Consider the following 13,541-nt stretch of genomic DNA (forward strand, 5'->3'; position numbering starts at 1 on the left):
AACTACAATTATACACCCAAATACTTGAAAGCCATGTTTCGGAAATATTCTGTTTATTTAAAAAATGATATCGTTTATAATCTTATTATCAAGAATTAGGAGGTAGTTCAAATGACTTTTCAACAATCCATTCAAATATTTAGGGGTGGAACACTTTCTTAACAGCTAATCAGTGTACCCCCTAATATGCGCATATTGAAATAACATAAAGAGGGGTAACTTATGCATTTTCCAGTAAAAAAATTTTTTTCTTATTACAAGCCTTATTTAAAACTGTATGTATCCATTTTGGCATGTGCCCTAATTGGATCAAGTTTGACATTGGTATTTCCATTGTTAGTCCGTTATATAACCAAAGATGTTCTAGTTGGAAACCTATCTACTGCCCTAAACAAAGTATTTTGGATTGGCGGATTAATGCTGATTTTAGCAATAATCCAAAATACAGCTAATTTTTTTGTGGACTATAAGGGACATGAAGTAGGTGCCCGCATGGAACGAGATCTTCGTAGCGAAATATTTGCACATATGCAAAAACTTTCTTTTCGTTTTTATGATAAAGAAAGAACCGGTCAGCTAATGTCCCGAATAACCAATGACCTCTTATTGCTTTCCGAATTGTATCATCATGGTCCGGAGGATTATATCAAATATCTCGTCCGCTTTATTGGGGCATTTGTCATACTAATCTTCATTAACCCGCTATTAACGATAGCTGTATTCTGTTTTTTGCCAGTTTTAGGCGTCTTTTCTTTGTATTTTAATAAGCGGTTGAATAAAGGATTAAGACGGAACAAAGAACGAATTGCAGATATTAACGCACAGGTGGAAGATAGTTTATCCGGTATCCGAGTAGTAAAATCATTTACCAACGAGCAAGAAGAAATAAGAAAGTTTAATAGAGAAAATAATCGTTTCCTTCATAGCAGAAAAGATACTTATCGTTCTGAGGCATACTATTTTAATGGAGTAGAAACAGTTATTCAGGCTAATCACCATCACTGTAATCGTCTTGGGAAGTGCCAGTATTGTGAATCACAACTTGGATTTAGCAGATCTAATAACTTTCTTGCTGTATATAGGCTATATGATTGAACCAATTCAGAAACTTACCCACATGAGCACACAATTTCAAGAAGGAATTACGGGTTTCCAACGTTTTATGGAAATCATGAATCTAAAACCTGACATTGAGAATAAGCCAAATGCTATGTTTCTTGATAAGTTAAGTGGAGAAATTGAGTTTAGAAATGTCTGCTTCCGGTACGAAGAACATTTAAACGATGTTCTTCAGAACATGTCCATTCATATATATCCAGGAGAATATATTGCATTAGTCGGACCCTCTGGTGCAGGAAAAACTACATTTTGCTCACTGATCCCACGCTTTTATGATGTTACAGATGGAGAGATATTGTTGGACGGAATGAACGTTCGTGATATAGATCTCCAAACCTTAAGAAAGAATATGGGTATCGTGCAGCAAGATGTCTACCTTTTTTCTGGTTCGATATTGGAAAATATCCGTTACGGAAATCCTTCTGCAAGTGACAATGAAGTTATCGAAGCAGCAAAGCATGCAAATGCCCATGAATTTATCATGAGTATGCCAAACGGCTATCATTCCGAGATTGGTCAGCCAGGTGTTAAGCTTTCAGGTGGACAAAAGCAACGTCTAAGCATTGCTCGTGTTTTATTAAAGAATCCGCAAATTGTTATTTTTGATGAGGCTACGAGTGCACTGGATAACGAAAGTGAAAGTATCGTCAAAGAATCTCTGGAAGCATTATCAAAAGGTCGTACAACAATTGTTATTGCTCATCGCCTCTCTACAATTCGCAACGCACAACGAATCATCGTGCTTACGAAGAAAGGAATTGTGGAACAAGGTACACATGATGAATTGCTTATAAAGGGAGGAGTGTATGCACGACTATATTCCAAACAGTTTGAATTAGTTTAATGGACGAAATATTTTACCGGCTCTTTTTGCTATAGAGCCGGTTTTTATTATTGCTTACTCCAAAATACATACTTATTTTAAATGAATGCACCTGAAATTTAGTAGAACCAATAGTTTTTTTATTTTAAGACCGATAAAATTTAAATAAATAAAACCATTAAATCCTCGTCAAAGTACTCTCCATTATCTTTTAAAGCATTCCGTTCTACACCATAGACATCGAATCCTAAAGAGGTATATAATTTCTTGGCAGCAACATTGTTAGAAACTACCGTTAAATTTAATTGTTCCAATCCATTGGAATTTTTTGCTTTTCTTATTAATTCTTCCAAGAGTAGCTTTCCAACCCCCATCCCTCTTGTTTCCGGTGCTACAAACATCCCGTAAATATTTCCTTTATGAGCAGTTTTAAGACTGGTTTCACGCATAAAAGTGACGATTCCGACTAACAAATTTTGCTTATCAAAAGCACCCAGAACAAAGTTGTCTTTTGATGGTCTTATACGTTCTTGAACCATTTGCTCCGTGAACTCCACTTCTCTCTCAAAAGTCGACCCAAATGCTTCAGGGTTCATTTTTAATGCTTTCAATCGCAATTCTTGGAAAGTAACTGCATCTGACTCCGTTAAAATACGAATATTCAATGGCCTCTCCTCTTTTCTATATGAAGCTTTTTAGAAATAATAGTAATGTTTGTATATTTACTTCATTCTCCTTCTCGATACTCTAAAATATCTCCTGGCTGACAATTTAATGCTTTACAAATTGCCTCCAATGTCGAGAACCTAATCGCTTTTGCCTTTCCATTTTTTAGGATAGAAAGATTCGCCATGGTAATTCCTACCTTTTCAGTAAGCTCAGTTACACTCATCTTCCTTTTGGCTAACATTACATCTAAATTCACAATAATAGCCAAACCACCACCTCAGACTGTCAAATCATTTTCGTTCTTGATTTCCATTATACTTTTAAGAAGATTCTGAAGGACAGCTGTAAAGAGTGACACTACTATAGTTACAAAGCATATTACAAAACCAATAACAGCAATTCCAGGATGCAGTGCATTTTGTGTGAGAAGAAAAATCATACCAATTATATAAAGACAGAAGATTGTTAAAGCACACTTCTTAATCCTTTTCAATGAAATGATCGTAAGCTCCGAAAATGCATTTTCTTTTTCAATGTAATTTAAAAGCTTCATTCCATGGAACAATGCCAGAAAAAAAGGAAGAGCGGTTGCATAAAGTCCAAAAAGGACTGGCAATCTCAAATAGGCAAACTCTGGATTCATCTCCGAGGAGTATTTCGCGATCTTAGGTAACCCGAAAATACAAGCTCCAAGGACGATTACTCCAATTATCATAATCGCAACTTTTAAACCTGTTGTTGTACCCCGTTTCATATCTCACCTCACCTTTCGTTTTACCAATATAATACAATTTAATTTATCGATAATCAATAAACTTTTATCAATTATCATTAAAACAATCAAAATATCATCCTTGTTTTTCCACGCAAAATTTTTTGTTGTAGAAAAAAATTATATGTATTCATTTTAATAATTATTTAATAATCAGTTGTTAAAATAAACGACAGTTAGTTATTATATTAGTGCTTTCATACTGGAGGAGCGAACTTGAAAAAGAATTATGTAAAAATTACTCTGGATTTCCTAATGGCATTAACCTTTGCTTTATTAATGGACCCTAAAGTTCTTAGTGGTTTACCGTTTCACGAAATTGCAGGTTTGATTTTCGGAGTTGCCATTCTTACACATATCGCATTAAATTTTCGCTGGGTAAAAAATACAACGGTGAAAATCTTTGATCCAAAGCTTCCTTTTAAAACGAGATTGAGTTATTTATTAAATATCCTTCTATTAATTTCGATGTCTACTATTATTATCACTGGAATTTTTATTTCAAGAGTTGTATTCCCGGGTTTAGCTATTAATGGTAATCATATGATACGTGGTTTACACAATCTTGCAGCTAATGGAACCCTTGTATTAGTCGGTTGTCATCTTGGAGTACATTGGCAATGGATTAAGGGAGTTTGCCGAAAGATTTTTAAATCAAAAACAGGACAATGGAAAAAAGGTGTTCTTGCATCAGTAATTCTATCAATTGTTTTATTAGCTGGTGGAATCCAGTGGTATTCTTCAGTTCAACCTGCATCAGGAGATTTTAAGCAATTTGCACAGAAAAGTGATATTCAATCGTTTAATAGTGGAAATGTAAATGGATCTCATTTCCAAGGACCTCCTAATGGAACATTCCATGGACATGATGAAGGAAAATTTGGACACCATGGTGGTGGTAGTCCATTCCTCGTGATTCTTCAGTATTTGGGGATATTTGCTATTATCATAATACCAGTTTACTTTATAGATAAACGATTCCTATCGAAGAGACGGAATCAAAAAAGCTTACAGTTAAAACATAATGAAGGATAATCTAATCATTTTCATGTAAAAAAGAAGATGTTGCGCACATCTTCTTTTTTATATGAGCGATATATTATATAACATTTTCCTGGGGTAGATATCGCAACATATGTTTCACTTTAACTTTTGGTATGTAATTAACGATGGCGAAGGGCTAAACGGAAAGAATTTAAGCATTTCCAAAGAATAGATATCGGTTGTATCAATTTCTCCCTTTATTATTTTATAACCATTTTTTCTAGCATATCTCGTCTGATAAATGGTTAATAAGATTACCAGATTAATATCAATACTTTCCGCTGCTCCTCTCCAACCAAATTCCAAAACATTAGGATTTTCCCCTGTATGTAATAATGCAAATCCCAATATTTTATTTTCGTCTGTAATTGCTATGTAACTACCGTCCAGCAAAGTATCTTCATCGAATATCAACTTTTCCCATTTTGTTAAATCATGAATACCTGGTGGATTGGCTTCATGTGTGATTTCGTAAATTTTCTTTACAAAAGGAACTAAGTTTTCCTTTAGATCCACGTTATTTAAAATATCTCTTAAACTTTTTATCGAAGTTTTTGGAAAGCAATTTTTTTGTATAAATTGAGTTTCAACATTCACTAACGAAGAAATATTTAAAGAAACTATATATGTTCTTCTTATCTCCGAGAAACTATTTTTATCATAGAAGTCTTTCAATGAATAACAAGTCTCCCATATAGAGGTTTGAAGGGGGAAAGCATTGCTATTAAATGCTTCAACATACTTTAATAGCAGCTTTTCAATCCCTGCTTTTCTGTATAAAGGATGAAGTAATATGGAGAAGTAAGTACAGTATGGATGGAAAGTAGTTTTCCACGCTGTGATAGCAGCAATAACTTCTTCATTATTTTTGGCAATATATGTACAAATATTCAGAGGGCTTTGCCTCCCTCTTTCAAAATACATTTTTGAGTCATTATCATCAACATAACAAACAAATAATAGTTGGTTTATCGAATCTTTATAATTGGAATTATATTGTTCTATCGAAATTTTCAATATTAGTCACTTCATTTCTATATGAAAAGATTATTTTTATTAGGTCATTTGTGTTTTATATAACTTTTTTATAGTCCTAATCCTGCCACTTTCTGAAGAGCTGTTGGTGGAGGTCCATTTTCGAGACGCTTATGAATCAAGTTTGCGCAATCCTTTGGGCCTAACACCGATGTGTCCACTGTCATGTCATAAATCCCAGGAACATGAACAAGCTCCTGCCATAAACTGATTGGTCTTGGAATTTTCCCATCTTCGGTATAACCGACTTTCCAAGTCTCATGCCGTCTTTCCATAATATTCTCAATAGGACATTTAACTCCTACGAACAAAACCGGAAGACCTTTAAGTATCCGAGCACAATTAGGCAGAATCCCTAGCGGGGTTGAATACCCATCATGGTGACCAACATCTACCACAACATTCAGTCCATATCGGCTATAAATTGCCACTGATTCATACATGGCCTGATACATCACATTAATAAGGGGTTCGAGGTCAGGTCGTTCACCACCGGGACGCAGTCCTATACCTGGTTGATAACGTTGAGGGTCATATTCATAAACTGATCTACCCCTAGATTCATCCATACTCCCTCAAATGTATTCTGTATTTCAGTGGCAATACTGGATTTCCCTGATCTTGGTGCACCGTTAAGAATGACGATGTTCCCATGGTCATTTTGATTTAACACTGGTTTCATCCCCTTTAAGCTTAATTCCTTAAATGGATTATTAAAAAGAAGATTTGTTGTGATTCTATATCATAAACCTTAAGTCTTTTGAGAAAAGTCTTTTTATATAATCATCCACTTCGAAAATATCCACCTAATCTTTTTCTATTTTAATATTAAGCACCGAAAGTCAAAAACAGTTTCAAAGTTTGTTGTTAAATATACGATTGCTAAGTTGAGCAGATATTTTCACCTGTGATCCCCCCACTTTTTTAAATTTATAAAAAAATAGCTGTCTAAGCAGCTACATATTAATTATTATGAACAAACTATTTTTTAGTCCATCTATTTTTATAAAGTTTTGTAACAGTTAAGATTACAGTCCCTTTTTCATGAATCCTTATGCCTGTGATAAGAGAGGATGTTTAAAAGTTTCCGGAAATGGAACATTCCCTAAATTTCTAATAAACAATGTCTCCCCTTCTTCATGATATGGTTTATTTTTCATTTTTAAATGGTTTTCATCATCTGGTGTAAAGTGAAATATTACTTTTTTCATCCCATTCGGTACTATTTTATTCAGTATCGTTTCTAAGCAAAATTTCTTCTTAGCGATTAAATCATAAATATGAACAGTATCCCCTTCTTCATGTAAAACCACAATAACATTATCCTCTTCTAAATAGTATAAATTATTTCGAAACACACTCGAACAATAAAACATAAGTATGCCATGGGAATTAGTCGAACCAAAGATTTGAGAAACCGGCACTCGGTCTTTTGCAAATTCATAGATAAAATGCAGATCAGTATGACTATTACCATCAAGTTTTTTAAGTGGTGTTCGTCCTGGGGAAGAATTATAGTTATCATAATAAAATTGAGTTTCTTTTACCATTTCAAATCCAAATTTCGGATAATAGTTTAGTACTGAATCATTAGCAAATAAGTACATGAAATCACATATTTTCTCATAATCCTTTATAACTTTCCGCATAAGCTCGCCTGAAAGGCCATTATTACGAAAATCTGGATGTGTCATAACGGTGCCAATTTGTACTGCGCTCTTTTCCTCATCATTTATGAAAAAATTCAAGAGATTAATAGAAACATTAGCAATCACTTTTTCATCCAAGACAAAAGAGTACGGGATATACCTTTCATTCCAAAAACCATATTGGTACCATTCCTCAAACCTTATTCCAAATACACTGTTTGCAAGTTCATTAAAGCTCGAACGTAATTTATTATTATCCTTATAATCTTTTATAAAAGTTATATTATTCATACGTGTATCCCTCACTAATATAAATCCACAACTATCTGTAGCCTTCTTTTATTTCGCCAACCTTTCGAAGTAATCCTCTATTTATTATGATATTGAACACTTGTTCAAAGGATTATTTCACTTCTTATTAATAACCTTCGATTTTATCAACTACTAGATACAAGCTTCGAATGAATCTATGTAAGAAAAGGTGTGATAATGTATGAATCCATCATTAGCCTGAAAGTGAAGAAAGAAGATAGCTTAGTTCAACCTTTTACCTTCCGTTCCTAATATTTAGAGCTTTAAGCTGATAATGTTCGAATCTAAACTAAAGGTTTATTACTTCTTTAATTCGGTAAAGCTCCGGACAAAAAACTCTCGAAATTTACGTTCCGCCACGGACATATAGCGCCCTTCAAGCCATGCAATTTGGTAGGTACGCTGACAAATAGGATTATCAATTTGCACTAAATGAAATGATGTCTCTATTTTTTCAATTAAGGTTTCCGGCATAAACGCAATACCAATTCCCATCCGTATGAAATGACCTACTGCAGAATGTTCGTCGACTTCACATATAATATTCGGAGTAAATCCTGCTTTTTGGCAAAATTCATCCGTCATTTGTCGGAATGGATTCCCTTGCTTTATACAAATAAAAGGATCATCAGCTACTTCACTCAAGTCTATGTTACTCCTATTAGCAAATCGATGTGTATGAGGAACAGCTAGTAAGATTTTTTCAGTGAGAAAGGACAATCCCTCTATCCCCACCTGCTCAATGGGAGGGAAAGTGATACAAAAATCGATTTCTCCATTTCGGAGCTGTTGCACCTTTTCCTTCTCTGAAGCTTGAGTGATTTGAAGTTTGACATCGGGGTGCAAGGATATAAAAGAACCTATTACGTCGGAAAAGCATTTATGAGTAGTTGTTGCTAAAGATACACGCCCTCTCTCCATTTCCGCAAGATCTTCAATTTCTCTTCGTCCCTCTTCAAGCAACATCAGTGCCATTTCTACTTTTTTCATATACACTTTTCCGAATGAGTTGAGTCGAATGTTCCTTCCTTTACGATCAAATAACGGTACACCCAAATCCTCTTCCAACCTAGCGATGGTTTTACTGAGAGCAGGCTGCGCGATGCGAAGCTCTTGCGCAGCCTTCGTCATATGCTCTAACTTAGCGACTTTTAGAAAATAATGCAGTTGCAGTAGCTCCATGCTCGTCACTCCTTCATTCATATACTCTAGTATATATAGAGATATATTAATATGTCTTTTTATTTATTAATAATCAATTATAGAATAAAACATGTAAGCAATAAAAGCTTGCAAAGAGTTTAGAGGATTTGAATATAAGTATTAAGATTTACCTGTTTCCAATTTGATGGAGTATTTTTTTAAAGGATAATAATAGGGGTAAATAATTATAACTATAGAGGAGATGTGTAACCTTTGAAACTAAACCATATCAATCTAACGGTCACCGACGTAAACGCTGCTCGAGAGTTCTTGGAGAAATATTTCGACCTACAAACCAAGAGCACGCATAGGGATTCATTCGCTGTACTATTAGACGATGATGGATTATTGCTCACATTGATGAAAGGTACTCAAGTCGATTACCCTAAGTCCTTTCATATAGGTTTTTCGCAGGAAAGCGAGGAGCGGGTGAACGAGATCTATCAGCGCTTGAAGAATGATGGATTTAATGTTAATCCGCCAAAAAGGGCTCATCGCTGGACATTCTATGTTAAAGCCCCGGGTGGATTTACCATCGAGGTTCTTAGTTGAATGATGACATTCAATAACCGTTCGATTGCAGAACATGTCAAAATCGTAATCATGTGATTACATTTTAAAATATTGTGAAGGGATGATTATCTATGAATAAAGATCAGACGATTCGATTAATTAGTCTTTTCAAACAAGAAAAAGCGATTATAAATTTTTCCCGTCTAATTCATACTCAATTCTACTCCACCATAAGCTGGAACTCCAACCTATTAAGGAGGGATTTAGCATGAAAGCCGCTGCAATTTCTACTTCTGGTCCTCCAAATGTTTTGCAAGTAATGGAATTTGAAAATCCTCATGCTGGTGCAGGGCAAGTTCGGGTTCGCGTTAAGACTGCTGGAATTCAGCCGTTCGACTTGGCAGTGCGTAGTAGTGGCTGGGCACCACCCGGTTTAGAGGTGCGGTATCCACAGATTCTTGGGAACGAGTTTGCAGGAATTATTGATCAAGTGGGCGATGAAGTCACAAACTTCTCTGTCGGCAATGAAGTACTTGGATGGGATTTACTGACCTGTTATGCAGAATATGTGGTGGTTAGTGTTGATCAGATTGTGCATAAGCCAAAGAATATGCCTTGGGAGGAGGCTGGTGCAATAACTGCTTCTGGTCAAACCGCTCACACTGCGCTACAAGAACTTCGCGTGGGCAAAGGAGACACCATACTGATTCATGCGGCAGCTGGTGGAGTTGGGACATTCGCAGTACAACTGGCTCAGGCATGGGGAGCAACTGTCATCGGCACCGCAAGTGAACGCAACCACGATTACCTTCGATCACTCGGTGCAATTCCTGTTACTTATGGAGACGGTCTTGCCGACAGAGTCCGCGCTCTAGCACCAGATGGCGTGGATGTAGCCTTCGATGCCGCCGGAGACGATGCTCTACGCGCATCGTTAGAACTTGTCGAAAACAAAAACCGAATCGGCACAATTGTTGCGTTCGACCTTGCAGAGGAACTTAGTGTTCGAACTATACGCAGCCAGAGATCCGTGGCTCGTCTTGCTGAATTAGTAGAACTATACTCCCAAGGGAAATTGCAGATCTATATCAGAAAGGTATTTCCGCTTCACCACGCCGCTGATGCTCATCGGGAAATGGAGAGTGGCCACGGCCGAGGAAAGGTAGTTCTTTCAATTAGCTAAAGTGTATTACGTAAATGTATTTGGAAAATTTATAAAGAGGTTTCTCCCACTATTTGGCGGCAGCCTCTTTTTATTATTTTTAGTTGTTATTACTTTTACTTCTATTTGCCCATTATCATTAATCAAATCCCGGCATATATAATAATCTTTTTTGTTTAATTCGGAATTTCCCATTATTTCATCAACTAGTAATTACTACTTTGATACTTATATAGAACAATAATTTTCTACTATATTTAACAGACGTTCTGAGCTTTCAGTTGATACATTTTCAGACAATCTTGCTCCGGCTATAATTGGAGCCCATTCGAAAACTTCATCTTTTGACAAGCCACTTTTCTCACAATAAAGACGTAAATATATATCAGCTAATTCTATTGAAAACTGTGAGTACAAAAGATATGTGCGGTATACGTCAGCACGAATATCACCTGCGCTGGAATCCACCCAATCTATAATTGTTACTTCGTTGTCTGACATGATCAAGTTGTATATATGATAATCCCCATGGCAGAGCCTTTTTTCATATGACATCGAATCCAATTTTTTAATTAACGCAGTCTTATGCTTTTTATCTAAATTAACGGCTGATGAAATTTGACGTTTTAATTTATTAGACATGGACTCAAGTTGAGTAGCGGGTATCTTATGGATTTTTTGTTGTACATCTACAGAAATACTCATAAAATAATCAGCTTGTTCCTTATTTTCAGATAAGATATCACCAATAGTCCTGCCTTTAATATATTCCATAATAATAGCTTGTTTACCATCAATTTTCGTGACATCCAGTACTTTAGGTACAGATAACCCACACGAATAAGCAAACTTTTGCTTGTTTGCTTCATACGTTGATTCTGTATCGGGCAAATGGTCATTAAAAACTTTAATAATCTTGTTTTCTATTAAGTAGATTTTTGCAGTATTTCCCTCTGCTATCAAGGTACCTAAATTCATTGATAACTCCTCCTTTGCCCTTTTAGTGAAAAGAACGATTGAATTCTACAAACATATAAAATGACATAGTCACCCGCGAATTCTTAACCTTTTTGCCGAGACGACTTTCTACTTTGGACCAAATGATAACACCTAACACCAATCACAGCCCCCAAAGTGTACCTCGATATTCAAAGTATTTCATTATAATTTTAAAATTTATTAAAGCAGGAATCTATCATAAAAAGCCGAATATCTTATATTAGAACTTTAAAAGGAAGCGGTTGTAATGATAATCAAAAGAAACTACGGGTGTATACGTCTATAATTTAAAGTAAAGGGGATATTTAATGAATCAAGCATTATTAATTATTGATGCCCAACAAGAGTTAATTGAGGGTAACGATCGTGAGCCAAGTGTTTATAACAAAGCGGAACTACTTCATAATATCAATTCAGTTGTTGAAAGGACTGTAAAACAAGGATATCCAATTGTATTCATAAGAGACCTAGATGTTGCTGATGGTAAGGGCAAAGGTTTTGAAGTTCATCAAGAAATTAATATACCTCCGGGTGCAACTATTTTTGATAAAAAGGCAACGAGTTCATTCTATGCTACACCATTGTTAGATTTTCTTAAGGAAAACCAAATCGAACATTTAATTGTGATGGGATGCAAAACAGAACATTGTATTGATACAGCAGTAAGAGTAGCAACCGTAAAAGGGTTTGATGTTACGCTCGTAGAAGATGGACATTCAACTACTGATAGCAAAACATTATCTGCTAAACAAATTATCAACCATCATAACGCAATCCTGCATGGTCATTATAATGTTGACCATTTCTCTATGGTGAGGAAGGCAGAAGAGGATCTGTTTGACCCGCAACATAATTCTTACAGATAGAATTAGGCGGTAACCTTCTTTAAATATCTTAGAAGAATTAATGTGACCGGAAAGGAATTATTCCTTCCGGTTTTTAGTCCCTAAGGTTATATCCACCATCAACGTTATATAGCCTAGCTTTTAATAACAAGATTCATATATTAATTGTTATCATGTCCACAATCTTTTAACTTCCACCAATTCCTGTCCATTGAATTCCATTCTGTATATATCTGGTTTGGAAGTATTAAGTAAAAATTTCAAATCGTACTGACTGTCATAATACCCCATCATTAAAGTCATAATCGCTCCATGAGTACCTAATACTATTTTCTTCCCTTGATAAGTTTGTAATAATTCTTGTATAACTTTTATCGCTCGGTTCTGACATTCTGCATTGGATTCTCCACCGGCCAAAGCAAAATTCGGGTCTGAAAATGACTTATGTAATAAAGGAAATAAATCCTGATCAGAAATTCGCTTATCATTTCCTGAAAAATTTTGCTCTCTAAGATCTTCAAATATACGAATTTCTTTCCCTGTTCTGTTTGCCAATTCCTGAATCGTTAAGATAGATCGATTATAAGGACTCGATACAAAAACGTCGATTCCTTCCTCTAATAATAAATCAGTTATGCGCAGAGCATCTGATTTCCCTTTTTCCGTCAAACCTCTTGTTCTTTCCATTCCGTCTTTTGGTGATTCTCCATGTCTTACCATATATATGAATGTTTTCATCGTATACTTCCCTTACAGTTAATCTAACTCCACTACTTTGATAAAAAAATTTAAACAGCACCCACTATTAAGATATTAAATATATCCCGCCATTCGAATAACCTTTCCATCCATTTCAGACTGAATCACACGCATTCCATTTTTCGAATAGAAAGCTAATGCATGTTCATTAGTCGTAGAGACTCTCAGGTGGTACTCGTTAACATTATTGCCTTTAAAAAAATTAATGGCATAATGGTGTAATTGTGCTCCTAATCCCACCCCTCTTTTTTCCGGAATAAGATAATAAAGATTTACGTATCCAATTTCTTTTCCTTCATAAATCTTAATTGTTAGTTCGAGCTGCCCGATTGGCTGTTCATTTTCTACTGCTAGCACAAACCCCTTAGGATTTTTTGCTATCTGCTTTTTTAACCAATCAAGATACTCGGTTTCATCACCGAAATCTTTATCTGAACCAAAACTAACAATAAATGAATCTTTTCGAAAAGGGACCACATATTTTTGATGTTTATTTACATCGATTGGTATGAACTTCATTTTTTCATCGCCTTTTTAAAAGATAATAAGTATGTATTCGCTACAAGAAAATAATTTCCTTCAATTGACAACTAAAAAAATGCGCTCCCATAAAAACAGAAACGCAATATCTTATATG

General features: G+C 35.3%; 15 protein-coding genes and 1 pseudogene. 6 read left to right on the top strand and 10 right to left on the bottom strand.

Annotation, left to right across the window (positions count from 1 at the left end; all coding sequences use genetic code 11):
- Positions 1 to 222 precede the first annotated feature (222 nt).
- Together NSQ59_RS15355 and NSQ59_RS15360 are read left to right on the top strand one after the other, a co-directional pair.
- On the top strand, positions 223 to 1,095 hold the full coding sequence (locus NSQ59_RS15355; protein WP_340832152.1) for an ABC transporter ATP-binding protein: 873 nt from the start codon (positions 223 to 225) through the stop codon (positions 1,093 to 1,095).
- On the top strand, positions 1,031 to 1,963 hold the full coding sequence (locus NSQ59_RS15360) for an ABC transporter ATP-binding protein (RefSeq protein ID WP_340832154.1): 933 nt from the start codon (positions 1,031 to 1,033) through the stop codon (positions 1,961 to 1,963). The genes NSQ59_RS15355 and NSQ59_RS15360 overlap by 65 nt, the downstream gene beginning before the upstream one ends.
- Positions 1,964 to 2,103: 140 nt before the next feature.
- On the opposite strand, the gene NSQ59_RS15365 is transcribed toward NSQ59_RS15360, so the two are convergent.
- The 3 genes from NSQ59_RS15365 to NSQ59_RS15375 all read right to left on the bottom strand — a co-directional run bounded on the left by NSQ59_RS15365 (position 2,104) and on the right by NSQ59_RS15375 (position 3,365).
- Positions 2,104 to 2,607, bottom strand: a complete 504-nt coding sequence (locus NSQ59_RS15365) for a GNAT family N-acetyltransferase (protein ID WP_055740169.1) — start codon at positions 2,605 to 2,607, stop codon at positions 2,104 to 2,106.
- Between the two features lie 62 nt (positions 2,608 to 2,669).
- Complete coding sequence (locus NSQ59_RS15370) at positions 2,670 to 2,879, bottom strand: helix-turn-helix domain-containing protein (protein ID WP_055740170.1); 210 nt, start codon at positions 2,877 to 2,879, stop codon at positions 2,670 to 2,672.
- A 9-nt stretch (positions 2,880 to 2,888) separates the two neighbouring features.
- Positions 2,889 to 3,365 carry a DUF2975 domain-containing protein gene (locus NSQ59_RS15375; protein WP_055740171.1) on the bottom strand — a complete coding sequence of 159 codons (477 nt, stop codon included), beginning with the start codon at positions 3,363 to 3,365 and terminating at the stop codon, positions 2,889 to 2,891.
- Between the two features lie 234 nt (positions 3,366 to 3,599).
- Between NSQ59_RS15375 and NSQ59_RS15380 the strand changes: the two genes are divergently transcribed.
- Positions 3,600 to 4,418 carry a DUF4405 domain-containing protein gene (locus NSQ59_RS15380; RefSeq protein WP_200915589.1) on the top strand — a complete coding sequence of 273 codons (819 nt, stop codon included), beginning with the start codon at positions 3,600 to 3,602 and terminating at the stop codon, positions 4,416 to 4,418.
- A gap of 105 nt (positions 4,419 to 4,523) precedes the next feature.
- On the opposite strand, the gene NSQ59_RS15385 is transcribed toward NSQ59_RS15380, so the two are convergent.
- From NSQ59_RS15385 to NSQ59_RS15400, 4 genes and pseudogenes are all read right to left on the bottom strand, one after another.
- Positions 4,524 to 5,444: a GNAT family N-acetyltransferase gene (locus NSQ59_RS15385; RefSeq protein WP_340832159.1), complete on the bottom strand. Its 921-nt coding sequence runs from the start codon at positions 5,442 to 5,444 to the stop codon at positions 4,524 to 4,526.
- Positions 5,445 to 5,512: 68 nt separating this feature from the next.
- Positions 5,513 to 6,144, bottom strand: a pseudogene (locus tag NSQ59_RS15390) (chloramphenicol phosphotransferase CPT family protein).
- Positions 6,145 to 6,514: 370 nt separating this feature from the next.
- Positions 6,515 to 7,402, bottom strand: coding sequence for a GNAT family N-acetyltransferase (locus NSQ59_RS15395; protein ID WP_055740173.1), 888 nt, complete (start codon positions 7,400 to 7,402; stop codon positions 6,515 to 6,517).
- A gap of 321 nt (positions 7,403 to 7,723) precedes the next feature.
- On the bottom strand, positions 7,724 to 8,605 hold the full coding sequence (locus tag NSQ59_RS15400; RefSeq protein ID WP_055740174.1) for a LysR family transcriptional regulator: 882 nt from the start codon (positions 8,603 to 8,605) through the stop codon (positions 7,724 to 7,726).
- Between the two features lie 234 nt (positions 8,606 to 8,839).
- On the opposite strand from NSQ59_RS15400, the gene NSQ59_RS15405 reads away from it, so the two are divergent.
- Positions 8,840 to 9,178 (top strand): VOC family protein, encoded by a 339-nt coding sequence (locus NSQ59_RS15405; protein ID WP_055740175.1) that lies wholly within the window; start codon positions 8,840 to 8,842, stop codon positions 9,176 to 9,178.
- 229 nt (positions 9,179 to 9,407) lie between these two features.
- The gene (locus NSQ59_RS15410; protein WP_055740176.1) at positions 9,408 to 10,322 is read left to right on the top strand and encodes an NADP-dependent oxidoreductase; all 915 of its coding nucleotides are present in this window, start codon (positions 9,408 to 9,410) and stop codon (positions 10,320 to 10,322) included.
- A 207-nt stretch (positions 10,323 to 10,529) separates the two neighbouring features.
- On the opposite strand, the gene NSQ59_RS15415 is transcribed toward NSQ59_RS15410, so the two are convergent.
- Positions 10,530 to 11,279, bottom strand: coding sequence for an aminoglycoside phosphotransferase family protein (locus NSQ59_RS15415; protein ID WP_055740177.1), 750 nt, complete (start codon positions 11,277 to 11,279; stop codon positions 10,530 to 10,532).
- Between the two features lie 329 nt (positions 11,280 to 11,608).
- Here NSQ59_RS15415 and NSQ59_RS15420 point away from each other — a divergent pair, with 329 nt between their 5' ends.
- On the top strand, positions 11,609 to 12,166 hold the full coding sequence (locus NSQ59_RS15420; protein ID WP_055740178.1) for a cysteine hydrolase family protein: 558 nt from the start codon (positions 11,609 to 11,611) through the stop codon (positions 12,164 to 12,166).
- Between the two features lie 150 nt (positions 12,167 to 12,316).
- Here the strand turns inward: NSQ59_RS15420 and NSQ59_RS15425 are convergent, their stop codons facing one another.
- Both NSQ59_RS15425 and NSQ59_RS15430 read right to left on the bottom strand, forming a co-directional pair.
- Complete coding sequence (locus NSQ59_RS15425; protein ID WP_055740179.1) at positions 12,317 to 12,883, bottom strand: histidine phosphatase family protein; 567 nt, start codon at positions 12,881 to 12,883, stop codon at positions 12,317 to 12,319.
- Positions 12,884 to 12,958: 75 nt separating this feature from the next.
- Positions 12,959 to 13,423 carry a GNAT family N-acetyltransferase gene (locus NSQ59_RS15430; protein ID WP_055740180.1) on the bottom strand — a complete coding sequence of 155 codons (465 nt, stop codon included), beginning with the start codon at positions 13,421 to 13,423 and terminating at the stop codon, positions 12,959 to 12,961.
- Positions 13,424 to 13,541 lie beyond the last annotated feature (118 nt).

The organism is Margalitia sp. FSL K6-0131, assembly GCF_038008735.1.
Lineage (GTDB): Bacteria > Bacillota > Bacilli > Bacillales > Bacillaceae_C > Margalitia > Margalitia shackletonii.

Coding starts and splice junctions, on each gene's coding strand:
- NSQ59_RS15420 (WP_055740178.1), top strand. CDS start 11,609: ATGAATCAAGCATTATTAATTATTGATGCCCAACAAGAGTTAATTGAG.
- NSQ59_RS15410 (WP_055740176.1), top strand. CDS start 9,408: ATGAAAGCCGCTGCAATTTCTACTTCTGGTCCTCCAAATGTTTTGCAA.
- NSQ59_RS15425 (WP_055740179.1), bottom strand. CDS start 12,883: ATGAAAACATTCATATATATGGTAAGACATGGAGAATCACCAAAAGAC.
- NSQ59_RS15375 (WP_055740171.1), bottom strand. CDS start 3,365: ATGAAACGGGGTACAACAACAGGTTTAAAAGTTGCGATTATGATAATT.
- NSQ59_RS15415 (WP_055740177.1), bottom strand. CDS start 11,279: ATGAATTTAGGTACCTTGATAGCAGAGGGAAATACTGCAAAAATCTAC.
- NSQ59_RS15430 (WP_055740180.1), bottom strand. CDS start 13,423: ATGAAGTTCATACCAATCGATGTAAATAAACATCAAAAATATGTGGTC.
- NSQ59_RS15395 (WP_055740173.1), bottom strand. CDS start 7,402: ATGAATAATATAACTTTTATAAAAGATTATAAGGATAATAATAAATTA.
- NSQ59_RS15355 (WP_340832152.1), top strand. CDS start 223: ATGCATTTTCCAGTAAAAAAATTTTTTTCTTATTACAAGCCTTATTTA.
- NSQ59_RS15400 (WP_055740174.1), bottom strand. CDS start 8,605: ATGGAGCTACTGCAACTGCATTATTTTCTAAAAGTCGCTAAGTTAGAG.